The 25,258-nt window shown below is 68.5% G+C and carries 22 protein-coding genes; 9 read left to right on the plus strand and 13 right to left on the minus strand.

The window, feature by feature from the left end:
* Window positions 1–16 precede the first annotated feature (16 nt).
* Window positions 17–1,585, minus strand: a complete 1,569-nt coding sequence (locus tag B4L26_RS02190) for a dolichyl-phosphate-mannose--protein mannosyltransferase (protein WP_409563546.1) — start codon at window positions 1,583–1,585, stop codon at window positions 17–19.
* 116 nt (window positions 1,586–1,701) lie between these two features.
* Between B4L26_RS02190 and rsmI the strand changes: the two genes are divergently transcribed.
* Entirely contained in the window at window positions 1,702–2,589 is an 888-nt protein-coding gene (rsmI, locus tag B4L26_RS02195; protein WP_290715303.1) for a 16S rRNA (cytidine(1402)-2'-O)-methyltransferase, read from the plus strand.
* Window positions 2,590–2,595: 6 nt separating this feature from the next.
* Here the strand turns inward: rsmI and B4L26_RS02200 are convergent, their stop codons facing one another.
* From B4L26_RS02200 to B4L26_RS02225, 6 genes are all read right to left on the minus strand, one after another.
* Window positions 2,596–3,582, minus strand: a complete 987-nt coding sequence (locus B4L26_RS02200; RefSeq protein ID WP_290715304.1) for a zinc-binding metallopeptidase family protein — start codon at window positions 3,580–3,582, stop codon at window positions 2,596–2,598.
* 17 nt (window positions 3,583–3,599) lie between these two features.
* Window positions 3,600–4,817: an aminodeoxychorismate synthase component I gene (locus tag B4L26_RS02205; protein ID WP_290715306.1), complete on the minus strand. Its 1,218-nt coding sequence runs from the start codon at window positions 4,815–4,817 to the stop codon at window positions 3,600–3,602.
* Between the two features lie 6 nt (window positions 4,818–4,823).
* Window positions 4,824–6,389, minus strand: coding sequence for a methionine--tRNA ligase (gene metG / locus B4L26_RS02210; protein ID WP_290715308.1), 1,566 nt, complete (start codon window positions 6,387–6,389; stop codon window positions 4,824–4,826).
* Between the two features lie 13 nt (window positions 6,390–6,402).
* A complete protein-coding gene (locus tag B4L26_RS02215; RefSeq protein WP_290715310.1) occupies window positions 6,403–7,020 on the minus strand; it encodes a TetR/AcrR family transcriptional regulator in 618 nt (205 codons plus the stop codon).
* A 253-nt stretch (window positions 7,021–7,273) separates the two neighbouring features.
* A complete protein-coding gene (locus B4L26_RS02220; protein WP_290715312.1) occupies window positions 7,274–9,649 on the minus strand; it encodes a glycoside hydrolase family 65 protein in 2,376 nt (791 codons plus the stop codon).
* A complete protein-coding gene (locus B4L26_RS02225) occupies window positions 9,646–10,392 on the minus strand; it encodes an HAD family hydrolase (protein WP_290715349.1) in 747 nt (248 codons plus the stop codon). The genes B4L26_RS02220 and B4L26_RS02225 overlap by 4 nt, the downstream gene beginning before the upstream one ends.
* Before the next feature lie 138 nt (window positions 10,393–10,530).
* On the opposite strand from B4L26_RS02225, the gene B4L26_RS02230 reads away from it, so the two are divergent.
* The 6 genes from B4L26_RS02230 to B4L26_RS02255 all read left to right on the plus strand — a co-directional run bounded on the left by B4L26_RS02230 (window position 10,531) and on the right by B4L26_RS02255 (window position 17,486).
* A complete protein-coding gene (locus tag B4L26_RS02230; protein ID WP_290715314.1) occupies window positions 10,531–11,364 on the plus strand; it encodes a TatD family hydrolase in 834 nt (277 codons plus the stop codon).
* A 145-nt stretch (window positions 11,365–11,509) separates the two neighbouring features.
* A complete protein-coding gene (locus tag B4L26_RS02235; protein WP_290715316.1) occupies window positions 11,510–12,697 on the plus strand; it encodes a resuscitation-promoting factor in 1,188 nt (395 codons plus the stop codon).
* Window positions 12,661–13,557 (plus strand): 16S rRNA (adenine(1518)-N(6)/adenine(1519)-N(6))-dimethyltransferase RsmA, encoded by an 897-nt coding sequence (gene rsmA / locus B4L26_RS02240; RefSeq protein ID WP_409563545.1) that lies wholly within the window; start codon window positions 12,661–12,663, stop codon window positions 13,555–13,557. Before B4L26_RS02235 ends, rsmA begins: the two co-directional genes overlap by 37 nt.
* A gap of 6 nt (window positions 13,558–13,563) precedes the next feature.
* Window positions 13,564–14,484: a 4-(cytidine 5'-diphospho)-2-C-methyl-D-erythritol kinase gene (locus B4L26_RS02245; protein ID WP_290715319.1), complete on the plus strand. Its 921-nt coding sequence runs from the start codon at window positions 13,564–13,566 to the stop codon at window positions 14,482–14,484.
* A gap of 37 nt (window positions 14,485–14,521) precedes the next feature.
* Entirely contained in the window at window positions 14,522–15,658 is a 1,137-nt protein-coding gene (locus tag B4L26_RS02250) for a lipase family protein (protein ID WP_290715321.1), read from the plus strand.
* Window positions 15,659–15,671: 13 nt separating this feature from the next.
* Window positions 15,672–17,486 carry an ABC-F family ATP-binding cassette domain-containing protein gene (locus tag B4L26_RS02255; RefSeq protein WP_290715323.1) on the plus strand — a complete coding sequence of 605 codons (1,815 nt, stop codon included), beginning with the start codon at window positions 15,672–15,674 and terminating at the stop codon, window positions 17,484–17,486.
* Window positions 17,487–17,537: 51 nt separating this feature from the next.
* Here the strand turns inward: B4L26_RS02255 and B4L26_RS02260 are convergent, their stop codons facing one another.
* From B4L26_RS02260 to B4L26_RS02270, 3 genes are read right to left on the minus strand one after another with little or no spacing between them, the layout of a single operon-like run.
* On the minus strand, window positions 17,538–17,831 hold the full coding sequence (locus tag B4L26_RS02260) for a DUF202 domain-containing protein (protein WP_290715325.1): 294 nt from the start codon (window positions 17,829–17,831) through the stop codon (window positions 17,538–17,540).
* Window positions 17,831–18,187: a YidH family protein gene (locus tag B4L26_RS02265; protein WP_290715328.1), complete on the minus strand. Its 357-nt coding sequence runs from the start codon at window positions 18,185–18,187 to the stop codon at window positions 17,831–17,833. The genes B4L26_RS02260 and B4L26_RS02265 overlap by 1 nt, the downstream gene beginning before the upstream one ends.
* A 9-nt stretch (window positions 18,188–18,196) precedes the next feature.
* Window positions 18,197–19,036 carry an aldo/keto reductase gene (locus tag B4L26_RS02270; RefSeq protein WP_290715331.1) on the minus strand — a complete coding sequence of 280 codons (840 nt, stop codon included), beginning with the start codon at window positions 19,034–19,036 and terminating at the stop codon, window positions 18,197–18,199.
* Window positions 19,037–19,118: 82 nt separating this feature from the next.
* On the opposite strand from B4L26_RS02270, the gene B4L26_RS02275 reads away from it, so the two are divergent.
* The gene (locus tag B4L26_RS02275) at window positions 19,119–20,432 is read left to right on the plus strand and encodes an esterase/lipase family protein (protein WP_290715334.1); all 1,314 of its coding nucleotides are present in this window, start codon (window positions 19,119–19,121) and stop codon (window positions 20,430–20,432) included.
* On the opposite strand, the gene B4L26_RS02280 is transcribed toward B4L26_RS02275, so the two are convergent.
* Genes B4L26_RS02280 through B4L26_RS02290 form a run of 3 tightly spaced genes read right to left on the minus strand, consistent with a single transcriptional unit; the run spans window position 20,429 to window position 23,979 of the window.
* Window positions 20,429–21,724 (minus strand): hypothetical protein, encoded by a 1,296-nt coding sequence (locus B4L26_RS02280; RefSeq protein WP_290715335.1) that lies wholly within the window; start codon window positions 21,722–21,724, stop codon window positions 20,429–20,431. The two genes, B4L26_RS02275 and B4L26_RS02280, sit on opposite strands and share 4 nt — an antisense overlap.
* A complete protein-coding gene (locus B4L26_RS02285) occupies window positions 21,714–21,944 on the minus strand; it encodes a hypothetical protein (protein ID WP_290715337.1) in 231 nt (76 codons plus the stop codon). The genes B4L26_RS02280 and B4L26_RS02285 overlap by 11 nt, the downstream gene beginning before the upstream one ends.
* 55 nt (window positions 21,945–21,999) lie before the next feature.
* On the minus strand, window positions 22,000–23,979 hold the full coding sequence (locus tag B4L26_RS02290; protein ID WP_290715339.1) for a hypothetical protein: 1,980 nt from the start codon (window positions 23,977–23,979) through the stop codon (window positions 22,000–22,002).
* Window positions 23,980–24,092: 113 nt separating this feature from the next.
* Between B4L26_RS02290 and B4L26_RS02295 the strand changes: the two genes are divergently transcribed.
* Window positions 24,093–25,097 (plus strand): enoyl-CoA hydratase/isomerase family protein, encoded by a 1,005-nt coding sequence (locus B4L26_RS02295; RefSeq protein ID WP_290715343.1) that lies wholly within the window; start codon window positions 24,093–24,095, stop codon window positions 25,095–25,097.
* Window positions 25,098–25,258: the final 161 nt, after the last annotated feature.

Below are 25,258 nucleotides of genomic sequence, written 5' to 3' on the forward strand. Positions count from 1 at the left end.
GCTTCGGCTAGAACCGCTACGACCAGCTGGGCAACCAGATCTCCTGGTGCCAGTGCAACTTGGTGATGGGTACGCCGGCCAGCACCGGCCACAGCCACGCGAAGTTGACGACCACCAGCGCCAGGTAGACCGCGACGAGGCCGACGAGAAGGATCTGGCGGTCCGACGGTGAGCCGTCGCGGCGCTTGGGCAGGCCGGCGGCGTGGCGCAGGATGTCGCCGAGGCACAGTGCCACCAGGATCACCAGGAACGGTGCCATCACCGTCGCGTAGAAGAAGTACATCTGACGGTCGATGTTGGCGAACCAGGGTGCGAACGCCGCGGCATAGCCGACCAGGACGGCACCGTAACGCCAGTCGCGACGGCCGAGGAATGCCCACAGCGACCACGCGAGGACGGGCAGCGCCAACCACCAGATCGCCGGGGTGCCGATGAGCATCTGCACCCGCATGCAACCGCTGCCGCCGCACCGGTCCGGGCCCGTCTCGACTGCGTAGAGCATTGGCCGCAGGCCCATCGGCCACGTCCACGGCTTCGACTCCCACGGGTGGTGGTTGCCGGCCGAACTCGTCAGGCCCTCGTGGAATTTGAGGATGCCCGACTGGTAGTACCAGAGCGATCGCCACGCGGCGGGCAGCCAGCCCGGCGGACCGGGATCGCCGGCACTGACCTGATAGCGGTAGACGGCGGTCTCCGAGGCGAACCACGGGGCGAACGTCGCGAGGTAGATCAGTGCCGGCATCACAGCCAGGCTCAGTGACGACGGCACTACATCGCGGCGCAGCACACCCAGCCATGGCCGTTGCACCCGGTAGGCGCGACGCGCTGCGACGTCGAACGCCAGCGACAACAGGGTGAACGCGACGACGAAGTAGATGCCCGACCACTTGGTGCCGCACGCGAGGCCGAGCATCACACCGGCGGTGAAGCGGTACCACCGGAACCCGAAGCGGGGGCCGTAGGGCGACGCCCCGATGAGGCCGGCGTGGTAGGCGGTGTCGAGGCGGCGGCGCATTTGGTCGCGGTCGGCGAGCAGCGCGGTGAACGCGGCGACGACGAAGAAGGCCTGGAAGATGTCGAGCATGCCGATCCGGGACTGCACGAACAGGACGCCGTCGCAGATCGCGAGGAGGCCAGCCATCGCCCCGACGAGGGTCGATCGCGAGATCCGGCGGGCGGCGCAGTAGATCATCACGACGATGGCGATCCCGCACAGCGCCGGCATGATGCGCCAGCCCATCGGGCCGTAGCCGAACACGGCCTGCCCGGCCGCGAGCATCCACTTCCCGACCGGGGGGTGCACCACCAGCCCGTAGGCCGGGTTGTCCTCGATCCAGTTGCCACCGTGGAGCACCTGCCAGCCCTGCGGGGCGTAGTGCTTCTCATCGAAGACCGGCGTGCCCTTGTCGGTGGGGTGCGTCAGGTCCCACAGTCGGGTGACGGCGGCGATCAGGGCGATGACGATGCCGACGAGTAGGCCGCGGCGCCGGTCGGGTGCGCCGAACACCGGGGCCGGAATGGTTGGGCCGGGGGAGCGGCCGAGGTCCTCGGGGGAGCCGTTCGTCGCCAGGCCCGCGGTCGCGATGCGGCCACTGCCCGGCGGGGCCACCACGAGCCAATTGCCGGCGGTGGTGTCGTCGGCGGTGGTCACCCGGTCGATGGTAGTGGCCGACTGTGCGAGTGCGCCTAGGCTGGTCAACCATGACGGGTCGAGCGCAGCGAGGGGGATCTGACGGTCGAGCGCAGCGGGGAGAGGGTGACTCCGGTCGGTTGGTGTTGGCGGCGACGCCGATGGGCACTTACGACGACGCCTCGCCGCGGCTGCGCGCAGCGCTGGAGACGGCCGACATCGTCGCCGCCGAGGACACGCGCCGTACCAAGGCGCTGGCCGCGGCACTGGGCGTGACGATCACCGGCCGTGTGGTGAGTTACTACGACCAGGTGGAGGCCGCGCGCACCCCTGGACTCGTCGAAGCTATCGAGGAAGGCCAGACGGTCCTCGTGGTCACCGACGCGGGTATGCCGTCGGTCAGCGATCCCGGCTTCCGACTCGTCGCTGCATGCGCCGACGCGGGGCTGCCGATCACCTGCCTGCCCGGGCCGTCGGCGGTCACGACTGCCCTGGCGGTCTCGGGCCTGCCGTGCGAGCGGTTCTGCTTCGACGGCTTCGCGCCCCGCAAGTCCGGTGCACGCCGAAAGTGGTTGGCACAGTTGGCCGACGAACCGCGCACCGCCGTGTTCTTCGACTCACCCCATCGCTTGGCCGACACCCTCACCGACGCCGTCGACGTGCTCGGCCCGGACCGTCGCATCGCCGTCTGCCGCGAGCTCACCAAGACCTACGAGGAGATCCGGCGCGGCACCCTCGCCGAGGTGGCCGCCTGGGCGGCCGACGGCGTGCGCGGCGAGATCACCGTCGTGCTGGCGCCCGCCGTCGCAGCCGAACCGGTCGTCGAAGACCTGGTGGACCAGGTGGCGGCGCTCGTCGAGCAGGGGATGCGCCTCAAGGAGGCATGCGCGCAGGTCGCGGGGGCGACCGGGGCCTCGAAGAAGGAACTCTACGACGCGGTCGTCGCAGACCGTGACTGAGCGGAGTCAGGCCGGGCGCAGACTGGCGACAAAATCCAGCTTGTCCAGCACCGGCGCGGGGATGACGAACGGGTAGAGGTCGTCGTCGCCCATCGACCGGTTGATCAGGTTGAGGCTCAACGACAGTGGTGACCAGACGGTCGTGACCAGTCGGGAGAACGGCGTGCGCACATCGTCGGTCGGTGTGACGATCAGCCCGGTCGCCACCGCCGATTCGACGGTGTCGCAGATGTGCAGGTAGTGCGCCCACGTCTCGGCGAAGTCCTCGTACGGGTGCATCGTTGCGTAGGTGGAGATGTAGGACGCCGCCCAGTCGGCCGGCGGGCCCTGCTCGTAGTGCCGGTCGATCGCGTCCTGGTAGGAGACGGTGTCGTCGCCGAACAACTCGCGGCAACGCTCCTGCCGGTCGGTGCCGTCGACGAGGATCCACTCGAAGTAGTGGCCGGACTCGTGGCGCAGGTGCCCGAGCATCGTGCGGTACGGCTCGTCCAACCGGTCGCGGACCTGTTCGCGGTGAGCGTCGTCGGCCTCGGCGAGGTCGATGGTGATCACCCCGTCGGCGTGCCCGATGACGACGTTCTCGTCGACGCTGGACAGCATGTCGAAGCACAGGCCGCGCTCGGGGTCGGTGGCTCGATCGGCGACGACGAACCCGAGGCGGTCGAGTTCGGCGAGCAGCTGGCGCTTGGCGCGCTCGGCGACGGGGAACTCCGCGATCCCCTTCGCGTCGGCGTCGCTGGGACGGGTGCGGGTCATCGCGCAGGCGCTGCATTGGCCGCCTTCGACCTCGGTGAGCCAGGTGCACCCCGACAGGTCGAGGTTGCGGCACACATGCTGCTGCGTGCCCCGCGCGTCGACGTAGACGCCGTGACTGTCGACCGGCACGATGTCGTCGTCCGCGCGCGAGAAGCCGAGATAGGTGCCGCAGCCCACGCACACCGAGTTCTCGAAGTAGAGGCGGTTCCCGCACACCTTGCACTCGTAGACCTTCATGGCGCGACGGTACCGCGCTACGGCGGTATCGGCAGTGCGTCGACGATGGCAACCGCCTTGTCCAAGCATTCCTGCCATTCGCGGTCCACGTCGGAGTCGATGGTGATTCCGCCACCGACTCCCAGGCGCATCTGCCCGTCGGCGTCGATCTCGACGGTGCGGATGGCCACCGAGAGGTCCAGCGCGTGTTCGGGGCCGGCGATACCGATGGCGCCGCAATACACCCCGCGCGATAGCGGTTCCCACTGCGCTATCAGCTCGGCGGCGCGGATCTTGGGGGTCCCGGTCACCGACGCCGGGGGGAACGTCGCCTCGAGTAGCGCGTCGTTGCCAATGTGGTCGGAAAGTTCGGCGCGCACCGTCGACACCAGGTGCCACACGCCCGGTGCCCCGACGACGGTCAGTAGCTCGGGCACGGTCACCGAGCCGACCGCCGCTACCCGGCCGAGATCGTTGCGGACGAGGTCGACGATCATCACGTTCTCGGCGACGTCCTTCACCGACATGGCGAGGTCGCGCGGGTCGCCATGGGCGGGCAGCGTCCCCTTGATCGGCGACGAGGTGACTGCGCCGTCGCGGCGGTTCAGGAACGTTTCGGGGGAGAAGCTGGCGACCGTACCCCAATCTCCTTGGAGGAACGCGGCTTTGCGGGGTGCGGTGGCGGCGGCGACCGCTCCGAAGAAGTCGACGGGGTCGCCGTCGAGTACGCCGTCGAAGCGGGTGCAGATGCAGGCCTGATAGATTTCGCCCGCGCCGATTGCCTCCAGAGCGTTCGTCACGGCGCGCCGGTGCTCATCGCGGCGGTGCGCCGAGGGCGTTTGCCAGTGGGCTATGGGCTCGGGGTCTCGATACGACCGCTCGTGCCTCGCGGTCACTCGACCACCATCGTCAGGACCCGACCACCGCAGCGCACCGGTCACCCAGTCGGGCGCGTCGGCGCCGGTCACGTCGGTCCACGACCACTGCCCGTCGCGCAGCAGGAGCACCCCGTCGACGAGGCCGCCTGCGGCGGTGGGGAACGGTGCCTTGGAGGCGTTCACCGGGAACCCCAGGTACCCGAACCAGAACCGGTCAGGATCGTCGGGCGGCGCCAGCCCCGCCACGATCTCGACCGACGGGGCGATGACGGCGTCGGCGCCGTACCAGGAGCCGATCAGTGCGGCCGGTGGCGGTAGGCCGGCACCGGTGCAGTGGTGGTGCAGCGACCGCAGCACGTCGAGCGCGCTGGGGCTCATCGCCGATCAGTCCTGCGTGGGCGCTTCGAGGCGCGGGAAGACGGGCACCGGCTTGGGCAGGACTGTGCCCGGCTCCAAGCGGGCGCTGACGGCGGTGAAATCGCGGTCACCGGCGTCGACGGCGAGTTGGTCGAGGATCGTCGCGCACGACGCAGGCATCACCGGTTGCGCCAGCAGCGCTACGACGCGAACGGCCTCGGCGCAGACGTAGAGGACGGTCCCGGTGCGCTCGAGGTCGGTCTTGGCCAGCTTCCACGGCTCCTGTGCCGAGATGTAGCGGTTCGTCTCGGCCAGCGTCTGCCACAGCGTCTCGAGGCCCAGGTGGATCGCCTGGGCGTCGAAGTGTGCGCGCACCGTCGGCAGCAACCCGTCCAAGCGGTTCAGCAATGCGGTATCGACATCGGTGTAGTCGCCGGGGGCGGGCAGTGCGGAGTCGAAGTACTTGCCGATCATCGACGACGTGCGCTGGGCGAGGTTGCCGAACTCGTTGGCGAGGTCGGCGTTGATGCGCGCGACCATCGACGACGCCGAGTACGAGCCGTCCTGGCCGTAGGGCACCTCCCGCAGGAAGAAGTAGCGCACCGGGTCGAGGCCGAACGCGTCGATCAACTCGACCGGGTCGACGACGTTGCCGACCGACTTGCTCATCTTTTCGCCGTTGTTGAACAGGAAGCCGTGCGCGAACACGCGTTTGGGCAGCTCGATCCCGGCGCTCATCAGGAACGCGGGCCAGTAGATGCAGTGGAACCGGATGATGTCCTTGCCGATCACGTGCAGGTCGGCGGGCCAGTACCGGTCGAACAGCGCGGGGTCGTCGGGGAAACCGACGCCGGTCAGGTAGTTGGTCAGGGCGTCCACCCACACGTACATGACGTGGTCGGGATGGTCGGGGACGGGCACGCCCCAGTCGAACGTAGTCCGCGAGATCGACAGGTCGGTGAGTCCACCGCGCAGGAAGCTGACGATCTCGTTGCGCCGGGTGTCGGGGCCCAGGAAGTCGGGGTCCTCGTCGTAGAGGGCCAGCAGGCGATCGGTGTAGGCCGAGAGTCGGAAGAAGTACGTCTGTTCCTCGGTCCAGGTGACCACGTGCCCGGTGTCGGCGGCGACGCGCTGACCGTCGTCGCCCAGCACGGTGTCACCCTCGGCGTAGAACGTCTCGTCGCGCACGTCGTACCAGCCGGAGTACTTGTCCAGGTAGATGTCGCCGGTCGCGGCCATCCGGTTCCAGATCTCGGTGGATGCGCGCTTGTGGTCGTCGTCGGAAGTGCGGATGAACCGGTCGAAACTCGATCCCAGCCGCCGCTGCAGCGCCTCGAACTCGTCGGAGTTGCGCGTCGCGAGCTCGGCCGTCGGGATGCCCTCGCGCTGCGCGGTCTGCTGCATCTTCTGCCCGTGCACGTCGGTGCCGGTGAGGAAGCGGACATCGAAGCCGTCGAGGCGCTTGAAGCGTGCGAGCGCATCGGCGGAGATGTACTCGTAAGCGTGGCCGATGTGGGGGGCGCCGTTGGGGTAGGCGATCGCCGTCGTGAGGTAGTACGGGCGGTTGTCGCCGTGTGAAGGGTGGCTGGCCATAGTGCCCGTCAGATTACTCGACGGCCAATCCCACGATCGCGCGCACGAGCGTACGGCGCTGACTGGTCAGGTGCGGCGAGTCCGGCTCGAGCAGCCAGCGCAGGACATAGCCGTCGAGGTAGTTCATCGCCAGCAAGCCGACCTCCTCGACGTCGGCCGACCAGGTGACGCCGGCAACGTCTGCGCAACTGGCGATCATGGTCGTCACGTACCGGGTGTTGAGCCGATACTGGGTCAACGCTGTGGCCCGGACGTCACCGCCGCCGCGGACCGCGCCGGTGGCGATCTCGTAGGTGACCAGTCGACGCTTCGGCGTCGAGGAGATGATGGACCACCACCCCTCGATCGCCTGGTTCAGTAGCTCCTCGAGGGCGGCAAGTCCGCGGAGCTTGCTGGACACGTCCGGTAGCGCGGAGGCCACTTGGACCACCTGGTCGGCGAGCGACAAAGCCACCGCTCGGATGAGGCCGTCTTTGCTCGGGAAGAAGTGTTGGAGCGTACCCAGCGAGACGCCCGCTGCCGACGCCACATCGCGCATGGAAAAGGCCGCAAAACCAGACTGTTCGGCCAATTCCACCGCTGTCTGGACCAGCTGTCGCTGACGATCCGCCGCGGTCATCCTGGGGGCCACCATGCGAGCTTATCGCCCGATCCGGGGTGAGTTCGCTCCACGCGGCACTCCTTGACCCCAGTCAACTGTACGATTAGCGTACCAGTCAGTCGTATTGTTGTGCCAGTCAGTCGTATGGTTACGGCACCACGGTAAGTCAAGAGAAAGATGGTTGGGAATGGGTGTGCTACACCGACCGGTGACGATGGCGTAGCCACGCAAGGCGACAGGGCGGCCCGTTGACGTCGGGCCGCCCTGTCTGCTGTCTGCGTCGCTACTCGGGGCGCTGGTAGGGGGCGCAGCCCGGAGGTGCCTGCGGGGCGACGAGGGCGGGGCGCTTGGCGATCTTCTTGGTCACCGGGGTGTCTTCCTCCAGGAGGAACTTCTCGCCGTGGTGGGCCAGTTCGATCGGCGGACCCGAGAGCAACCGGTACGTCGCCGAGTCGCGGTCGACGGCGACGACGATCGACGACCCGCGCACGATCATGCGGAACGACATGTAGTTCAACCGCTTCGGCAGGCGCGGCGCGAAGGTGATGTTGCCGTCGAAGTCGCGCATGCCGCCGAATCCGGCGACGCAGTCGGTCCACGCGCCCGCCAGGGCGGCGATGTGGAGCCCCGACGCGACGTTGGCGTGCAGGTCGTGCAGGTCGGTGAACACCGACTCGCACATCAGGTCGTAGGCCAGTTCCAGATAGCCCACTTCGGCGGCCACGACTGCCTCACAACACGCCGACAGCGACGAGTCGCGGACCGTGAGCGGGTAGTAGTAGTCGAAGTTGCGCTTCTTGGCGGCGTCGTCGAATACGTCGCCGCGGGTGTACATGGCGAAGACGAGGTCGGCCTGCTTGACGACCTGTTTGCGGTACAGGTCGAAGTACGGGTAGTTCAGCAGCAGCGGGTAGCGGTCTTTGGAGCCCTCGAAATCCCACTGCCCCAGGAGGGTGAACGACTCGCACTGCGGGTGGACTTCGAGCTTCTCGTCGTAGGGGATCGCCATCGCGTCAGCAGCGGCCTCCCAGCGCGCCGTCTCCTCGTCGGTGACGCCCAGGGCGCGCGCCACCTCGGGCTGGCGGTGGACCGCGGACACCGCGTCGCGCAGGTTCTGCTGCACGGCGAGGTTGGTGAACACGTTGTTGTTGACGATCGCCGTGTACTCGTCGGGCCCGGTCACGCCGTCGATGCGGAACTCGTTATGCATGTCGAAGTGCCCGGTGCCCGAGAACAGGCGTGCGGTTTCCACCAGCAGTTCCACGCCGCACTCGACGTCGAACTGCTCGTCGCCGGTGGCATTGAGGTACTTGGCGACAGCGTTGGCGATGTCGGCGCTGACGTGCACGCCCGCCGTTCCCGCCGGCCAGTAGCCCGAGCACTCGTCGCCGTTGATGGAGCGCCACGGGAACATGGCGCCCTTCTGGCCCAGCTCTGCGGCGCGCGCCTTGGCCTTGTCCATCGTGGCGTGCCGCCAGCGCAGTTCCTCACCGGCTGCAGCGGGCAGGGTGTAGGTCAGCATCGGCAACACGAAGCTCTCGGTGTCCCAGAACGCGTGCCCGTCGTAACCGGGCCCGGTCAGGCCCTTGGCCGGGATGGCGCGCGACTCGCCGCGTGCGCCGGCCTGCAGCACGTGGAACAGTGCGAAGCGGACCGCCTGCTGCAGCTCCGGGTCACCGTCGAGCTCGATGTCGGCAGAATGCCAGAAGTCGTCGAGGAAGGCGGTCTGCTGGGCGACCAGCTCCTCCCACCCGGTGTCGACGGCCAGGGCGAGTGCCGCCTCGACCTGTGCGCGCAGCGCGGGCACGCTGCGGCGGCCCGACCAGCCGTAGCCGATGTACTTGGTCAGCGACACCTTCTGCCCGCGCGGCACGGTGGTGGAGATCGTCAGGCGCGCCAGGTCACCGTCGGCGCGGATCGAGGTCTGGGCGTCCGACGGCATCTCCAGCGTGTGGTCCATGCCCGCGGCCATGTGCAACTGGGAGTTGCGCGTGTGGTGCACCAGGACCGCCGAGTACCCGTGCGAGTCGGCCAGGTCGGCCACCAACGGAGCGTCGAGCGCGGCCGCCAGACGGGGGTCGTTGCCCGGAATCGGGATCGGCTCGTTGGCGAGCAGGTCGGATTGCAGCACGAGGGTCATGTCCTCGCTGAGCGGCTCCACTTCGTAGTGGATGGCGGCGATCGCGCGCTTGGTGAACGACACGAGCCGTTCCGAGCGGATGCGCACCCGGCGCCCCGTCGGCGAGGTCCACACTGTCTCGCGGCGCAGCGTGCCGGTGCGGAAGTCCAGGGTGCGCGAGTGCTCCTCGGTGGTCCCGTACCGCAGGTCCATCGGCTCGTCTTCGACCAGGAGTCGGATGATCTTGCCGTCGGTGACGTTGACGACGGTCTGGCCCGATTCGGGGTAGCCGTAGCCGGATTCGGCGTAGGGCAGGTCGCGCAGCTCGTAGAACCCGTTGAGGTAGGACCCGGGCAGATCGGTCGGCTCACCCTCCTCGAAGGTGCCGCGCAGGCCGATGTGCCCGTTGGACAGCGCGAACAGCGATTCGGTGCGCGAGAGCATGTCGACCCGCAGGCCGTTCCACTTGAGCTGCCACGGGTGGACCTCGAAACCCATCTCGCGCACGGGGCCGTGCGGATCGGGGAACGGGTGGCTCATTGTGGTGCTCCTTCCGGCTGGCGCAACTGGTCCAGACTGGTGACGACGATGGTGGCGCCGTTGGCGGCAAGCGACTTCGCATGCGGGCTCGGCTGTTCAGTTCCGCCGGTTCTGTCCACGCCCACGACGGTGGGAAAGCCGCCGGCGGCCCCGGCGGCGACCCCGGAGACGGCGTCCTCGAACACAGCGGCGTGCTCGACTCCCACACCCATCAGCTCGGCGCCGAGGAGGAACGAGTCGGGCGCTGGCTTGCCCTTCAGGCCGCGCTCGACGATGACGTTGCCGTCGACGCGGTGGGTCACGAAACCGGTTAGTCCGGCGGCCTCCAACACGGGCCCGCCGTTCTTCGAGGAGGTGACGACCGCGATGCCCAGACCCGCGTCGCGCGCCGCCTGCAGGTAGGCGACCGCGTCGGGGTAGGGGGTCACCCCGTCGCGGTCCAGGATGGCCAGGAAGCGGTCGTTCTTGTCTTGTGCCAGCTTGGCGACGGCCGCGTCGTCGACGGTGATGTGACGGGCGGTGAGGAAGGCGGTGATGCCGTCCTCACGGGGCCGGCCGTCGACGTGGGCGAGGTAGTCGGCATCGGTGAACGGCACCGGGGTGTTTCCGTCGGCGTCGGTGACGTGGGCGAGGAAGTCGTTGAACGCCTCGGTCCACGCCGTCAGGTGCACGGAAGCGGTATCGGTAAGTACCCCGTCCAGGTCGAAAAGCGCGACGGTAATCGAATCCGGCAACCCCAACATCTCGCTCACGCTACGCGACTGGGCATCGGCGTGCGCGACGACTCGGCCCATTGCCGGGCGTGCCAATATGGGACCCATGCTGTGCGCCTTCGCCCAAGCCGATCTAGGGACGGCCGAGCCGTGACGGCGGAGTCCACGGTGGCCAAGAAGAGTCGCCGCGAACCGCCACCGGATCCGGACCCGTTGCCCGGGCTCGTCGATGCGCATACCCATCTCGCCGCATGTGGCGGTCGTGACTCCGAGTCGGTCGCCGCGATCCTCGACCATGCCGATCGCGTCGGGGTGGGGCAAGTGGTCACCGTCGCCGACGACATGGTCGATGCGCGGTGGGCCGTTGCCGCCGCCGAATGGGACCGAAGATGCTTTGCTGCGGTTGCGCTGCACCCCATGCACGCCGGTGACCTCGACGACGACGCCAAGGTCGAGTTGGAGCAGATGGCGCGTCACGAGCGCGTCGTCGCGGTCGGCGAGACAGGGTTGGACTACTACTGGCCGTCGCGGTCGCAGGACTGTGCGCCGCCCGATGTCCAGGCGCAGGCGTTCGCCTGGCATATCGACCTAGCCAAGCGCGTCGGCAAGCCGCTGATGATCCACAACCGTGAGGCCGACCGCGACCTGCTGGACATCCTTGCTGCGGAGGGGTCGCCGGAGACGGTGATCATGCACTGCTTCTCCGGCGATGCGGCGACTGCGCGCGAGTGCGTGGACCGCGGGTATGTGCTGAGTTTTTCCGGCACGGTGTCTTTCTCCAATGCCTCGGAACTACAGGAAGCTGCGCTCGTGGTGCCCGACGAGCAGATTCTCGTCGAAACCGATGCCCCGTTCCTGACGCCGCACCCGTATCGCGGGCGGCGCAACCAGTCGTACTGCCTGCCCTACACGGCACGGTTCCTGGCCGCCCTGCGCGGCACGTCCGACGAGGAGATGGCGGCGGTCCTGGGGGGCAATGCCCGCCGCGTCTACCAGCTCTGATATAGCGCGGGTGGCTGAAAAGTCGCCACTTCGATATCATTTCGTGACATGCCCGCCGCGCGGTGGCCTTGACCATCGGCACGTCGGCGGGTGCGCACAGCGCAGAACCACCGTCTGACAACAGATCTAGGCAGGACCGAGTCCGATGACGCACAACGTAACCCGCCATGTGGAAGCTCCGGCTCCGCAGAGCAAGCATGCCAAAGTCGAGGCGCCCGAGCCGAGCGCCGTCACCGCGGTGAACCGTTCGACCTCGCTGCGGCCGCGGATCGCCGTCGGCGCGGTGCTGGCCACCCTTGCCGCCGGTGGGATCGTCGGTCTTGCATCGCACAAAACGGTGACGCTGGAGGTCGACGGGCAGTCGCGCACGGTATCCACGATGGCGCTGTCGGTGGACTCGGTGCTGCGCGCCAACGGATACTCGCCGACGAAGGCCGACGTGGTTGTCCCGGCCGGGTCGTCGAAGCTGCACGACGGTGAGAAGGTCACGCTCAAACGACAGAAAGAGGTCACCCTCGACGTCGACGGACAGAAGCACACGGTGACCACCACGGCGTCCACCGTCGATGAACTGCTCGCACAGCAGAACCTGTCGAACCACTCGACCACGACCAAGCTCACCGCGCTGCCTGTCTCGGGGGCCGTCATCGTCCTCAGCTCGCCGGTCCCGGTCACCCTGACCGACGGCACCGTGACGTGGCGACCCGTCGTCGGTGCGCAGACGGTCGGCGAGCTGCTGTCGAAGACCGGCAAGCCGTTGGCTCCCACTGACAAGGTCGTGCCCGCCGCGGACACCCCGGTGACCGAGGGCATGAAGGTCAAGGTCACCCGCATCCGCACCGTAGAGTCGACGCGCGTGGAGAACGTGGCACCGCCGCAGATCGAGAAGAAGGACGCGGCGCTGGTCAGCGGGCGCACGATCGTCGAGAAGCCCGGCAAGCCCGGGCAGGCGCGCGTCACCTATACGGTGACTGTCGTGAACGGCAAGGAGATCAAGCGCATCAAGCAGGGCTCGGAGACGCTGGTGGAGCCGGTCGCCGCGACCGTGCGCGTCGGCACCAAGCCCGGTGCGCCGTACGTCCCGCCGGGCTCGGTGTGGGATGTCCTGGCGCAGTGTGAAGCCGGCGGCAACTGGGCGATCAACACCGGCAACGGCTTCTACGGCGGCGTGCAGTTCGACTACGGCACCTGGCTGCGCCACGGCGGCGGCAAGTATGCCCCGCGCGCCGACCTGGCGACCCGCGAGGAGCAGATCGAGATCGCCAAGAAGACCCAGGCCGCACAGGGCTGGGGCGCCTGGCCGGCGTGCACGGCGCGAATGGGTCTGCGCTGAGCGCACAACCGCCCCGATTGCTGGGCCCGGCCCAGATCCGTGGACTTGCCGCCGAGCTGGGCGTGCGCCCGACCAAGACACTCGGCCAGAACTTCGTCCACGACGCCAACACCGTGCGGCGCATCGTCGCGACCGCCGGTGTCGACGAGTCCGACCGCGTGCTCGAGGTCGGTCCGGGCCTCGGTTCGCTGACGCTGGCGCTACTGGGCGCCGCCGGCTCGGTCGAAGCCGTGGAAATCGATCCGGTGCTGGCCGCTCGACTGCCCGAGACGATCGCGGAATACGCGCCGGCCCAACAGGATTCGTTCGACGTCATCACGGCTGATGCGCTGCGGATCTCCGCGTCGGACCTGTCGGGCGAGCCGACAGCGCTGGTCGCCAACCTGCCCTACAACGTCGCCGTCCCGGTGCTGCTGCACCTCATGTCCGAAGTCGACTCCCTGCGCACGGCCCTGGTGATGGTGCAGGCCGAGGTCGCCGACCGACTGGCCGCCGAACCGGGCAGCCGCGTCTACGGCATCCCCAGCGTCAAAGCCCGCTACTTCGGGCGGGTCTCGCGTGCCGGCGCGGTGGGCCGCAACGTCTTCTGGCCGGAGCCGAAGGTTGAATCGGGTTTGGTGCGCATCGACCGGACCGATGACTACCCGCGCGACGCACAAGAGCGCCGCCGGGTCTTCGAGGTGATCGACGCGGCCTTTGCGCAACGCCGCAAGACCTTGCGTGCCGCGCTCGCCGGGTGGGCGGGTTCGCCGGTCGAGGCCGAGCGACGACTGCGGGCGGCCGGCATCGATCCGTCGGCGCGCGGCGAACGGCTCGGCATCGCCGACTACGTCGCACTCGCGCAGACTGCACTACCCTGACGTTCCGTGGCTTTGAAACCCCCGTCGTCCACCGGGTCGATCACCGTGCGTGCCGCGGCGAAGATCAACCTGTTCCTCGGGGTGGGCCCGCTGCGCAGTGACGGCTACCACGACCTGACGACGGTCTTCCAGGCGGTTTCGTTGTTCGACCACGTCACCGTGCAGACCGCTGACGAGCTGTCCGTGCAGACGATCGGCGAGGGCGCCGATCAAGTCCCCGACGATCCTCGGGCGAACCTCGCCGCCCGCGCTGCCCTGCGCGTCGATCCCGATGCCCGCGTTTCGGTGGAGATCGACAAGACCATCCCGGTCGCCGGGGGAATGGCCGGTGGGAGTGCCGACGGCGCCGCGTCGTTGCTTGCCTGTACGCGGCTGTTCGGCGTCGATTGGACCCGCGACGAGCTGATGTCTGCCGCTGCCGACCTCGGCTCCGACGTGCCGTTCTGTCTGCACGGCGGTACGGCGCTGGGGAGGGGGCGCGGCGAGCAGCTCACCGGGGTCCTGTCGCGTGGCGTCTATCACTGGGTGCTGGCGATCGCGAAGACCGGCCTGTCCACCCCGGCGGTCTTCGCCGAGCTCGACCGGCTGCGCGAACGGGACAATCCAGAGAGTATCGATGGGCCGGACCCCGACGATCTGCTGCGTGCCCTGGCCGTCGGTGACGTGGAGCGTACTGCCGCACTGTTGCACAACGACCTGCAGCCGGCGGCGCTGTCGCTGCAGCCGGGCCTGCGCCGCACGTTGAGCGCCGGCGTGGACGCCGGTGCGCTCTCGGGCATCGTCTCCGGTTCCGGTCCGACGTGTGCCTTCCTGTGTGCCGACGAGGAGTCGGCCGTCCGCGTCGCCGCCGAACTCGCCGGTCGCGGGGTCGCTCGCTCCGTGCGCACCGCCCACGGTCCCGTCCCCGGCGCGCGAATCGTCGAATAGCGGCAGTGCCTCGACCCGATGGGTTAGCGTCGCTGCTATGCGAGCATTTTCAGTTTTCCTGGGCGCAGCCCTTGCCCTGGCCGGCCCGATCGCCGTCGCCCCCACACCCAACGCCTCCGCAGCAGGGACGGGGACCGTGCTGTCGCGGTCCGCGGTCCCGGCGGTGAACCTGCCGTCGGGCGCCGTGCGCGCCGTCAAGGTGCTGTACACCACGCGTGACCAGAACGGTCGTCCCGCGCGCAGCACCGGCGTCGTCTACTACCCGCGCGGTGCCGCGCCCGCCGGTGGCTGGAAGGTCGTGTCGTGGGCCCACGGCACCAGTGGCATCACCGCCAAGTGCGCGCCGAGCATCACTTCGGGCAAGCGCCAGGACGAGATGCAGCCGAATATCGCCGGTGCACTGGCCCGCGGATACGTGGTGACCGCGACCGACTACATCGGCCTTGGCGGCGGCGGGGTCGCCGAGTACCTGGGCGGGCGCTCGGCCGCCTACAACGTGATCGACATGATCCGGGCCGCGCGCAACGTCGACCCGACGATCGGCAAGCGGTGGGTGTCGCTGGGCCATTCGCAGGGCGGCCACGCCGCCCTGTGGGCCGCTCGGACGGCTCCGCGCTACGCCCCCGAACTGCCGATGCTCGGCACTGTCGCACTGGCCCCGGCCAGCCAGATCCCGAGTATCACGCCGGTGTTCCAGTACCCCGGCACTCCCAGCCTCGGCACGTTCAACATGATGTCGGGGTTCGGGCTGTACCTGATGAGCGGTCTCAACAACGCACGGCCGGATCTGAACGCGTTGTCCTACCTGTCCCCGGTGGGACGTCAGTGGTTGGCGATTGCGCGGAACACCTGCGTCTTCGAACTCGCCGTCAAGATGCGCAACGTCGCACCCGGGACGCTGTGGGCGAAGGCGACGGCGAGTTCGCCGCAGTTCATGGCCGCCCTGAATGACTACGCGGGAATCCCGAACACCGGGTTCGGCACCCGAGGCGTCCGACTGCAGCAGGGCATGAGCGACACCATCGTCCTGCCGATCAGCACCATGCAACTCGAGGGGCAGCTGCGCAGTGGTGGCGCCAACGTGTCGCTGCGGTTCTACCCGGGCGACCACATGGCCGTGACCAGGCAGTCGATGGGCGACACGATGGCGACCGTGGCGGGCTATTTCCGCTGACTAGACTGGCGCCGTGACCGCGCCGGCCAACCCCGTACTGATCAACGCCGAGAAGATCAGCAAGAGCTTTGGCATCAAGCCGCTCCTCGAGTCGGTCAGCGTCGGCGTCCACGCGGGGCAGCGGATCGGCGTCGTCGGCCTTAACGGCGGTGGCAAGACCACGCTGCTGGAAATCCTTGCCGGCATCGTCGAACCCGACGATGGACGCGTGTCGACGGCCCGTGAGGCGCGCATCGCCACGGTGACCCAGCGCGGCGAGCTGCCGCCCGATGCCACGGTTGCCGAGGTCGTCGTCGGCTCGCTCGGCGTCGCCGAACACGAATGGGCGGGGGACCCGCGGATCCGGGACGTGCTGGCCGGGATCGGTGTCGCCGACCTTCTGGACCGACGCACCGACGAGCTATCGGGCGGTCAACGCCGACGAGTCGCGCTGGCCGCGGCGCTGGTTGCCGACGCGAACGTCCTCATCCTCGATGAGCCGACCAACCATCTCGACGTCGAGGGTGTGCAGTGGCTGGCGGGTCATCTCGTGGCACGCGGCGACGCGGTCGTCGTCGTCACCCACGACCGCTGGTTCCTCGACACCGTCGCGCAGCGCACCTGGGAGGTGCACGACGGGACCGTCGACGAATACGACGGCGGCTACAACGACTGGGTGTTCGCGCGCGCAGAGCGGTCGCGCCTGGCCGACGCCGCCGAGGAGCGCCGACGCAATCTGGCGCGTAAAGAGCTCGCGTGGCTGCGGCGCGGCCCGCCCGCGCGGACGTCGAAACCCAAGTACCGGATAGAGGCGGCCGAGAAGCTGATCGCCGACGTCCCGCCGCCGCGGGACACGGTGACGCTCTCGGCCTTCGCCAAGCGGCGGTTGGGTCGCGTGGCGATCGAGCTGGAGGATGCTCGCGTGAGCACGCCGGTCGGGGCCGACGGGTCGTCGACGGTGCTGCTCGACGCGTTGACCTGGCGGCTGGCGCCGGGCGAGCGGATCGGACTCGTCGGCGTCAACGGTTCGGGGAAGACGACGCTGCTGCGCGCGCTGGCCGGGGAGGTTCCGGTGGAACCGGGGCGGCGGATCGAGGGCAAGACGGTGTCGCTGGGGTGGCTGCGCCAGGAACTCGACGACCTCGATCCCGACCAACGGGTGCTCGATGCGGTTGAGGCGATTGCCGGCACCGTGACGCTGGGCGACAAGGAACTCACGGCCAGCCAACTCGCCGAACGGCTCGGCTTCGCACCCGCCCGCCAGCGCACACCGGTCGGGGACTTATCCGGCGGCGAACGCCGGCGCCTGCAGCTGACGCGGGTCCTGATGGGCGAGCCCAACGTCCTGCTCCTCGACGAGCCGACCAACGACCTGGACATCGACACCCTGCAGCAGGTCGAGGATCTCCTCGACGGCTGGGCCGGCACACTCGTAGTGATCAGCCACGACCGCTACCTCATCGAGCGGATCTGCGATTCGACGTGGGCCTTGTTCGGCGATGGGAAGCTGACCAACCTGCCTCGGGGCATCGAGCAGTATCTGGAGCGACGAAGTGCTGCGCTGCGCGCGACTGGCGCTCCGGGCAAGGCCTCCGCCACCGCGTCGTCTGCTGCATCGGCCGCCCCGACGTCGGCGGCCGAGCACCGCGATGCCCGCAAGGCGATGGGCCGACTCGAGCGCCAGATCGACAAACTGTCCGCACGCGAGGCCCAGTTGCATGCCGACCTGGTCGAGGCCGCCACCGATCCGAGTCGATTGGTGGAGCTTGATGCCGAGCTCAAGCGCGTCGTGGCGGACAAGGAGCAGGCCGAGGCCGACTGGCTCGTGGCCGCTGAACTCGCCGACTGAGCCCGATCCGACGCCGAGTGAGCCCTACTTCTCTTCGGGAGCCAATGGGCTTCAGCCGCCTGTGATGAACAGCCCGGCCAGCAGCACGACGGCCAGGGTCGTCGTACCCCAGCCGACTATCGGCACCGCCCCGTTGGGCGGGGTCAGCCGTCCGCGCCGGCGCCGCGACAGCACCCAGATCACCAATGCGAGCGTGAGGGCGGCTATCGACAGTGTGACTCGCACCGCGTCGACCCGATGGAACATCACCACCCCGGCGATCGTCGCGGCGCTCACCGCGGTGCGCTCCCACGCCAGCGCAGTGCGCTCGGACGGCAGCGTGGGCGGTGCGCTCGGATCGGTCATTAGTTGTGCGCGAAAATCATCAGGACCAGCGCGTACACCGCCGTCACCAGCATCGCCGCGGCCAGCAGGATCGGGATTCGACTCGGTGGCAGGTCCTCGTCGGCCTCCATCGCGTCCTGCACTTGTCGCCAGCGCCGCACCGCAAGTGCGGCCAACACGCCGCCGAACGCGATGAGCAGACCGCTCAGACCGTGGCGCAAGCCGTAGATTCCGAAGCTCGGCAGCACGATCAATGCCACACCGCCGCCGATCAGTGCGAGCGAGGTTCGGATCCAGGCCAGAAAGGTCCGCTCGTTGGCCAGGGTGAACCGGTAGTCGACCATTGCGGAGGTGTCCTGGGCCCGGGTGTCGGTCATGCTTCGCGCCTACACCTCGTCGGCGGGGACCCAGTTGAACGTCACCGGATCGGGCCCGATGCGCCGACCCTCGTCGAGAGCATCGATCGCGGCGATGGTCTCGGCGTCGAGTTGAACGTTTTGCGCCTCGAAGTTTTCCCTGATTCGAGCGGCGCTCGACGCCTTGGGGAAGAGGATGTCGCCGCGCTGCAAGTGCCAGGCGATGACGATGGCCGATACCGGATGCCCAGCGCGTTCGGCGATGGCGGCGAGCTGCGGATCCTCGAAGACGGTGCCCATCGCCAACGGTGACCATGCCTCGGTGGCGATACCCAACTCGGCGTCGACGGCGCGCAGGTCGTTCTGCGCCAGGTACGGGTGCACCTCGATCTGGTTGACCGCAGGTACCACCGAGTCGGGTCCGGTGATGCGCCGGAGGTTCTCGGCGGTGAAGTTGGAGACGCCGATCGACCGCGTTTGCCCCGTGCCCCGAGCGGTGATCATTGCGTTCCAGGTGTCGACGTAGTCGATGTCGATCTCGGGTAGCGGCCAATGGATGAGGAACAGGTCGACATGGTCGAGGCCGAGGCGCTCCAGTGAATCGCCCAGCGACGAGATGACCCGGTCGGGCGCGTGGTTGTTGTTGTTGAGCTTGGTGGTGACGTAGAGCTCCTCGCGGGGGATGCCACTCTCCGCGATCGCCCGGCCGACGCCGCTCTCGTTGCCGTACATCTGCGCCGTGTCGATATGGCGGTATCCGATCTCCAGGGCTTCGGCGACACGGTCGCGTGCCTGCTCGTCGGGGATCTGCCAGGTGCCGAATCCGAATTGGGGGATGGAAAACCCGTCGTTGAGGGTGATGAGGCTCATGGATTCCACAGTAGTGGCGCCCGGGATCGGCTGTGGTGAGACTCACTCGCCAGATTGAGTGTACGTATGTACACTCAAATTCATGACCGCTGCACCACCGTTCTCGTACGACGATGAGCGCTCCCACCCCGACGCCAGCACCCGGGCCGAGCGCCGCGCCGAAATCCGGGCACTGTCCGAACTCGGGCTCGTCGAGTTGGGCAAGGCCTCCGACGGTATCCACGAGACTCACCGCGCGATATCGGACCGCATCTTCAAGACCCTGCGGTGGGGCTTGGGGCCCACCGTGGCGCCGGTCAAGGCCGTCCACGACGCGATCGCCGATGGTGTGTACCTCGTCGTCGGCCAGTCGATGGAGACCGCCGGCAAGGTCAGCGGCATGGCTGCCGACCTGCCGATGAAGCAGGCGCCGTCGTCGACGAAGGTCGGCTCGACCATCATCGCCGCGGTCAACGGGGTGATCGGCGACGAGCTCGACTCCTACCAGTCGCCGCTTGCCGATCCGCTATCGATCCGCGTCGACGGGGAGCCGGTGCCGCTCGCCGACGAGGCCCTGGCGGCGGCTTTCCCGAACGCGCATCCGCGGATCGTCGTCGCGATCCACGGCCTCGTCGAGACCGAGCACGCGTGGGCGTGGGGCGAGTCCGAGCCTTACGCCGACAGTCTCGAGCGCTCCGGTGTCACGACCGTGTTCCTGCGGTACAACACCGGCCGCCACATCTCGACCAACGGGCGCGATGTCGCCGAGCTGATCGACGACCTCGTGCGCCGGTGGCCGGTGACCGTCGAATCGGTCAACCTCCTGGGCCACTCGATGGGTGGGCTCGTGGCTCGCAGCGCCGCCCACTACGGCCTCGGCGCCGGCCACGGTTGGGTCCGTCTGGTGCGGTCCACCGTCTCGTTGGGCACCCCGCACCTCGGAGCGCCGCTGGAGCAGCTCGTCCATTTCGGCAGCGCCGGGCTGATGAAGCTGCCCGAGACGCGCGCTTTCGGCCGGCTCTTGCGGCGGCGCAGCAGCGGTATCCGCGACCTGCGTGCCGGGACCATCGTCGACGAGGATTGGGCTGGCCGCGACCCCGACGACCTGGCTCGCGCCGCGGCCGCCGAGGTCCCGCTCCTCCCCGGAGCCGACCACTACTTCGTGTCGGCCACCGTCACCCGCAATCCGCGCCACCCGCTCTCTCGGGTCATCGGTGATGGCCTTGTGCTGCACCACAGCGCCAGCGGCACCAATTCGACCCGACACATCGGCTTCGATCCGGGCAACGGCCTGCACCTGGGCCGGTCAACCCACTTCACGCTGCTCAACTCGCCGATCATCGCGGCGAAGTTGCCCACCTGGTTCGCATTGGATCAGCTGCCGATGCCTGAGCCGCTGCCACAACTGCCGGTCTAGCCGCCGAACAGCAACCAGAGCCCGGTGAAGGTGTAGCCGACCATCAACAGCATGAGGGCCAGCTGACCCGTCAGGTGGTGGCGCCGCGGCAGGATGCGCAGCGCCGCGTCGTGGGCGGCGATTACCGCGAGCAGGTGCCCGACGATGATCGCGCCGACGGCCAGTACCGACAGCAACGTCGGGTGGTCGGTGAACGGCGACCACATCGCAGGCTCGCCGGCGCCCAGTGTGCGTAGCCACGCGTGCAGGACCTCCTGCCCGTCCTGGACGAAGTACTTCGCGTAGTGGGCGACGAGATAGCCGACGGCGATCGGGATCAACGTGTGCGACATCTTCCCCGGGATGGCGAGCCGTTGGGCCCGCGTCACACCCCCGGTGGCCATCGTCGCGAGGCAGAAGCTCACGCCGACGACGACGATGAACAACAGCAGGATGGCGGTGCGCACCCCGATCCCCGTGGCGCTGTGGGTCGCCGACCAGGCATCGAAGGCAGTGGATCCCAGCAACACCGCGATGACCGCGACCGCGCCCGCGCCGGTCTGGTAGGCCGCCAGCCCCCGTAGCGGGTTGCGCAGGACTAGCTCACCTGACACGGCGTCGCGTCCCAGCGGGCTCATCGTCGCAATCGTCACGCTGTACACCTCGAACGGTTCGGCCTGGGTGAACCACGTCGAACCGAATACGACCGCTCCGACGACGGTGATCGCGAAGTACACCGCGCACCACCAGAGCACGGCGGTGAAGTCCTTGTCGACGACGGCGAGCTCGATCCACACAAACGCGAACAGGCCAACTGCGGCCGGCCAGCGCCCCAGGACAGCCGGGTACGCGCGCAATCCCCGCTCCGGTCGGCGGCCGAGTGCCGAGCAGGCCCACCGGTGCAAGGTGCGTACCGGCGACAGGTACCGCCCGACCGGGCCGAAGACCAGCGATGCGGGCACCAGTCCGACCCACAGCCAGATGAAGAAGGTTCCGACGAGCGGGTTCTCGTGCTCGTCGCGTGCGATGAATCCGAGGATCAACGCACCGACGGTGAGCGCCAGCCCGACCACCCCGAGGCCCTCGCGTAGGGCGCGAGAATCGGCCAGGTGCGTCAGGCGTGGCAGGGCGGCAACATACTTCGATGCATCCAGGCGCGGCGTCTTCCATGCGAAGGCCAACACGAGGAACGAGACGGCCAGCGCCCACGACCCGCCGACAAGCGCATAGGTGATGTCGACGGGGAAGGCGGCCGCCTCACCGGTGCCGTGGGCCAGGTAGGAGGTCATCCCCGCGGCGTGCTCACTCGTCATCGCGTGAATCGCCGGGCTCGTCATCTGCGGCGCTGAGTTCGCGGTCGTAGGTGTCGAGCATCTCGTCCTCGTCGAGGAAGGACTCCTCGTCGGCATCCTCGTCGTCGCGGCGTCGGTCGCGCACGACCATCGCCACGATGACGGCGACGACGATGAACGCCGGGACGAAGGCCGGTACCGCGGTGATGAGCGGATGGTCGGCCAGATAGACGGTCGTCATCAGTGGCTACGCGTCCTCAACTGTTGCGCCGCTATGTGTCAGCACTGTCGCGCCGCTACGCGTCGACGGGCTCGGGTTCGCGCTTGCCCGAGGCCTTGCGGGCGCCCTGGAACCGCAGCGGTGGGTCGCCCTCCCGCGGGAAGTAGGCCTGGTTGACGCGCGCGACGCCCCAGCTCAGGACCCAGACGAGGGCGATGGTCATGGCGGCGACGATCCAGGTCGCGGTCGAGAACAGCCACGCCGGATGGTCGAACTTGCGCTCGCGCTGCAGCACCTCGATCTCGCGACCCAACGGGCGGTCGATGTGCGGCGTGGCGCTGACCTCGGCGGCGCCGATCGCTGGGTCGGCGGCCATGTAGATCGGCAGGGCCGTCAGGGTATCGCCGTCCTGGATGCGCAGTACGGTCTTCCACGAGCCCGAGACGGGGAACGGCCGCGTGCTGCGGAAGTGGCCGGGACCGACTTTTTCCAGCGGATCGACGACGAGGCCGCGCAGGTCGTTGCCGCCGCCCTGCCACGCGAGGATGGTCACCCACTCGGGGTCGTCACTGATGAAATCGGTGGGGGTGACGGTGACATCGGCGGTGACCATTCGGAAGCCGTCGACCTGCGGGGCCTCGGTCAAGTGCAGGGTCGCCCGTGCGCTGGTAGGCACGTTGATGCTCAAGCCCCACAGCGTCGACCCGGCGACGACGAGGATCATCGCGACCACGATGGAGCGGCGCACCGCCCGCCGTGGCAGCGGCCGCGGTTCCAGTGCCCGAGCGAACAGCCCGGCGGTCATCCCGACGGCGATGCCGATTGGGATCCCGACCGCCAGCAGCGACGGCCACATGCTGCTCGGCCACGGGATCGGGAACATCGCCTGCACCCACAGCGACTCGCCGTAGGCGCCGACGGTGGCGCCCAGCACGCCCGCCACCGCGCCGAAGGCGATCGCGTTCTGCCGCAGCTGCGGGATGAGGGCAAGCAACTCGACGACGATTGCGATGCCCAGGTACAGCGGGAACGTGTTGGTCGGCTCACCCAGGATGGGGCCGACCAGGACCGCGACGATGGTGCGGATGAACGCGGCGAAGATGACCGCGATGAATGCGGCGCCGGGGCCGGCCCAGAGGCGCGCCACGACACAGCCGAAAACGCCCGCGCCGATCATCAGCATCGGTTGGAAGACCAGGCGGAACTGTTCGACGCCGAAGTCGAACTCCACCTGGAACACGGACAGGCCGATGAGCAGGCCCCCGCAGGCGATGCTCTGCGCCAGCTTGGTCATGAACGGCCCGGCGATCCAGGCGGGCACAGTCCAGCCGAACAGCTTCGACGGTCCGCCGGGCGGGGTCTGGTTCTTCTGCTTGCTCACCGTGGCCGCGAGGAAGCCCTCGTGCAGCAACAGGATGATGGCGATCAGGGAGAACCCGGCGCCGCCGATCAGCATGAGGTGCGTCGGTCCCCACAGGGTGACGTCTTGGCCGAAGATGCGGTGCCAGATGTCGTCGAGGGGGAATCCGACGAGGGCGTAGACGCCGCACGCGGCCAACAGGATGCCGCCGACCGGCGAGTACCAGGTCCGCGTGATCCGGATGGCGGCCATGCCCGGCTTGGCGATGGAACGGTCGTCGTTGCGCGGCAGGATCATCGCCAGCGCGCCGGCGATGAAGAGGAAGAAGAGGCCGACGAGGATGAAGTAGTGGGCCGGGTTGGCCAGCGGGCCGTCGTCGCGACCGCGGCCGACGTGCAGGCTTACATCCCAGATGAAGCCGAGGAAGGCGGTCAGGATGGTGGTGATGAACAAGAAGACCGGGATGACCGACCACGTCGGACGGTCGCCGATCCGGCCCAACCAACTTGCCCAGTCCTCCAGCCAGTTCGACTTGAACGTGCGGTGGCGGTAGGCGATCCACAGCAGGGCGATCGAGATGACACCGGTGGCAGCAGTCATGATGAAGACCTGGTCGAGGGCGGCTCCTCCGCCCGCGTCGGCGGCCAGGTTCATGACCTGCGCAATGGGGGATGACACGAGCTCCGCTGCTTGCATGGCATGAGTATTGCACGGGCAGGGGTGACCCGGACCACCTAATGTGACAATAGATATTGATACTGTTTGCAGTGACGGCGATCACAACTGTGACGGTCGGTAGGGTGACCGGCATGTCTCTGATCTCCGCTTCGGTCGCCAACGGCGTCGGCGATATCGTCTTGAACCGTCCCAAGGCGCTCAACGCCCTCGACCAGGCGATGATCGACGAGTTGTATCCGGTGCTGTTGGCGTGGGCCGACGACCCCGACGTCGAGACCGTCCTGGTCACCTCGGGCATCGACCGTGCCTTTTGCGCCGGCGGGGACATCCGGGCGATCCGCGATGCCGCGCTGATCGGCGACACGGCGGCGATCACGCAATACTTCAGCTCGGAATACACGCTCGATCAACTGATCGCCGACTACCCCAAGCCCTACGTCGCCCTCATCGACGGCGCCGCGATGGGCGGCGGACTGGGCATCAGCGTGCACGGCGAGGTGCGGGTGGTCACCGAGAAGGCCCTCATCGCCATGCCCGAGACGGCGATCGGCTTCTTCCCCGACATCGGTTCCACGTACTTCCTGCCACGACTACCCGTCGGCGTCGGCAAATGGTTGGGGCTGACCGGCGCGCGCATCCGGGGCACCCAGGCGATCGAGGTCGGCCTCGCCACGCATTCGGTGGCTTCCGAGTCGGTCGGGCCGCTGGCCGACGCAATCCGCTCGGGGATGCCGTTGGGGGAGGCCCTCGGGTCGTTCGATTCGGCTCCGGCCGCCGACGCCCTGCCGCTGCGGTCGATCGCGGACTACTTCGGCGGGAACGACGAGGTGTCGGCCATCCTCGGCGGTCTGCGCGGCGGCGACGAGTGGGCGCGCGACACGGCCGCACTCACCGACAGCTGCTCCCCGACGAGCCTGCTGGTGACCGCGGAGATGATCGACCGCGGCGCGCAGAGCTCACTCGGGCAATGCCTGGACCGCGAGTTGCGAGCTGCCGAACAGATCACCGCGACACACGATTTCGCTGAAGGTGTGCGCGCGGTTCTCGTCGACAAGGACCGCTCGCCGAGCTTCGACCCGGCGAGCATCGACGACGTGGATCCCGCGGTCGTCGCGCGGATCGTCGGAGACCGCTAGCCGCTACGGCTTGACCTGGAACCAGCCGGAGATCGTGATGGCCTCCGGGTTCGGCGCGGGTGCGGGCGGCGGACCTGCAGGTTGGGCTGGCGCGGGCGGGGGCGCCGGCTGTCCGGGCGCCGGTGCGGCGTGGGTGGCGGTCTCGCCGTCGTCGCCCTCGT

The sequence above is a fragment of the Gordonia sp. UBA7599 genome (assembly GCA_002477755.1).
In the GTDB taxonomy this organism is placed as follows: domain Bacteria; phylum Actinomycetota; class Actinomycetes; order Mycobacteriales; family Mycobacteriaceae; genus Gordonia.

What these genes read in the sequence shown, in the direction of transcription:
- B4L26_RS02265 (WP_290715328.1), bottom strand. Translation starts at nt 18,187, where the DNA reads ATGACCGACACCCGGGCCCAGGACACCTCCGCAATGGTCGACTACCGG.
- B4L26_RS02260 (WP_290715325.1), bottom strand. Translation starts at nt 17,831, where the DNA reads ATGACCGATCCGAGCGCACCGCCCACGCTGCCGTCCGAGCGCACTGCG.
- rsmI (WP_290715303.1), top strand. Translation starts at nt 1,702, where the DNA reads ATGACGGGTCGAGCGCAGCGAGGGGGATCTGACGGTCGAGCGCAGCGG.
- B4L26_RS02275 (WP_290715334.1), top strand. Translation starts at nt 19,119, where the DNA reads ATGACCGCTGCACCACCGTTCTCGTACGACGATGAGCGCTCCCACCCC.
- B4L26_RS02290 (WP_290715339.1), bottom strand. Translation starts at nt 23,979, where the DNA reads ATGCAAGCAGCGGAGCTCGTGTCATCCCCCATTGCGCAGGTCATGAAC.
- B4L26_RS02295 (WP_290715343.1), top strand. Translation starts at nt 24,093, where the DNA reads ATGTCTCTGATCTCCGCTTCGGTCGCCAACGGCGTCGGCGATATCGTC.
- B4L26_RS02235 (WP_290715316.1), top strand. Translation starts at nt 11,510, where the DNA reads ATGACGCACAACGTAACCCGCCATGTGGAAGCTCCGGCTCCGCAGAGC.
- B4L26_RS02285 (WP_290715337.1), bottom strand. Translation starts at nt 21,944, where the DNA reads ATGACGACCGTCTATCTGGCCGACCATCCGCTCATCACCGCGGTACCG.
- B4L26_RS02205 (WP_290715306.1), bottom strand. Translation starts at nt 4,817, where the DNA reads ATGAGCCCCAGCGCGCTCGACGTGCTGCGGTCGCTGCACCACCACTGC.
- B4L26_RS02250 (WP_290715321.1), top strand. Translation starts at nt 14,522, where the DNA reads ATGCGAGCATTTTCAGTTTTCCTGGGCGCAGCCCTTGCCCTGGCCGGC.
- metG (WP_290715308.1), bottom strand. Translation starts at nt 6,389, where the DNA reads ATGGCCAGCCACCCTTCACACGGCGACAACCGCCCGTACTACCTCACG.
- B4L26_RS02200 (WP_290715304.1), bottom strand. Translation starts at nt 3,582, where the DNA reads ATGAAGGTCTACGAGTGCAAGGTGTGCGGGAACCGCCTCTACTTCGAG.
- B4L26_RS02220 (WP_290715312.1), bottom strand. Translation starts at nt 9,649, where the DNA reads ATGAGCCACCCGTTCCCCGATCCGCACGGCCCCGTGCGCGAGATGGGT.
- B4L26_RS02270 (WP_290715331.1), bottom strand. Translation starts at nt 19,036, where the DNA reads ATGAGCCTCATCACCCTCAACGACGGGTTTTCCATCCCCCAATTCGGA.
- B4L26_RS02225 (WP_290715349.1), bottom strand. Translation starts at nt 10,392, where the DNA reads ATGTTGGGGTTGCCGGATTCGATTACCGTCGCGCTTTTCGACCTGGAC.
- B4L26_RS02280 (WP_290715335.1), bottom strand. Translation starts at nt 21,724, where the DNA reads ATGACGAGTGAGCACGCCGCGGGGATGACCTCCTACCTGGCCCACGGC.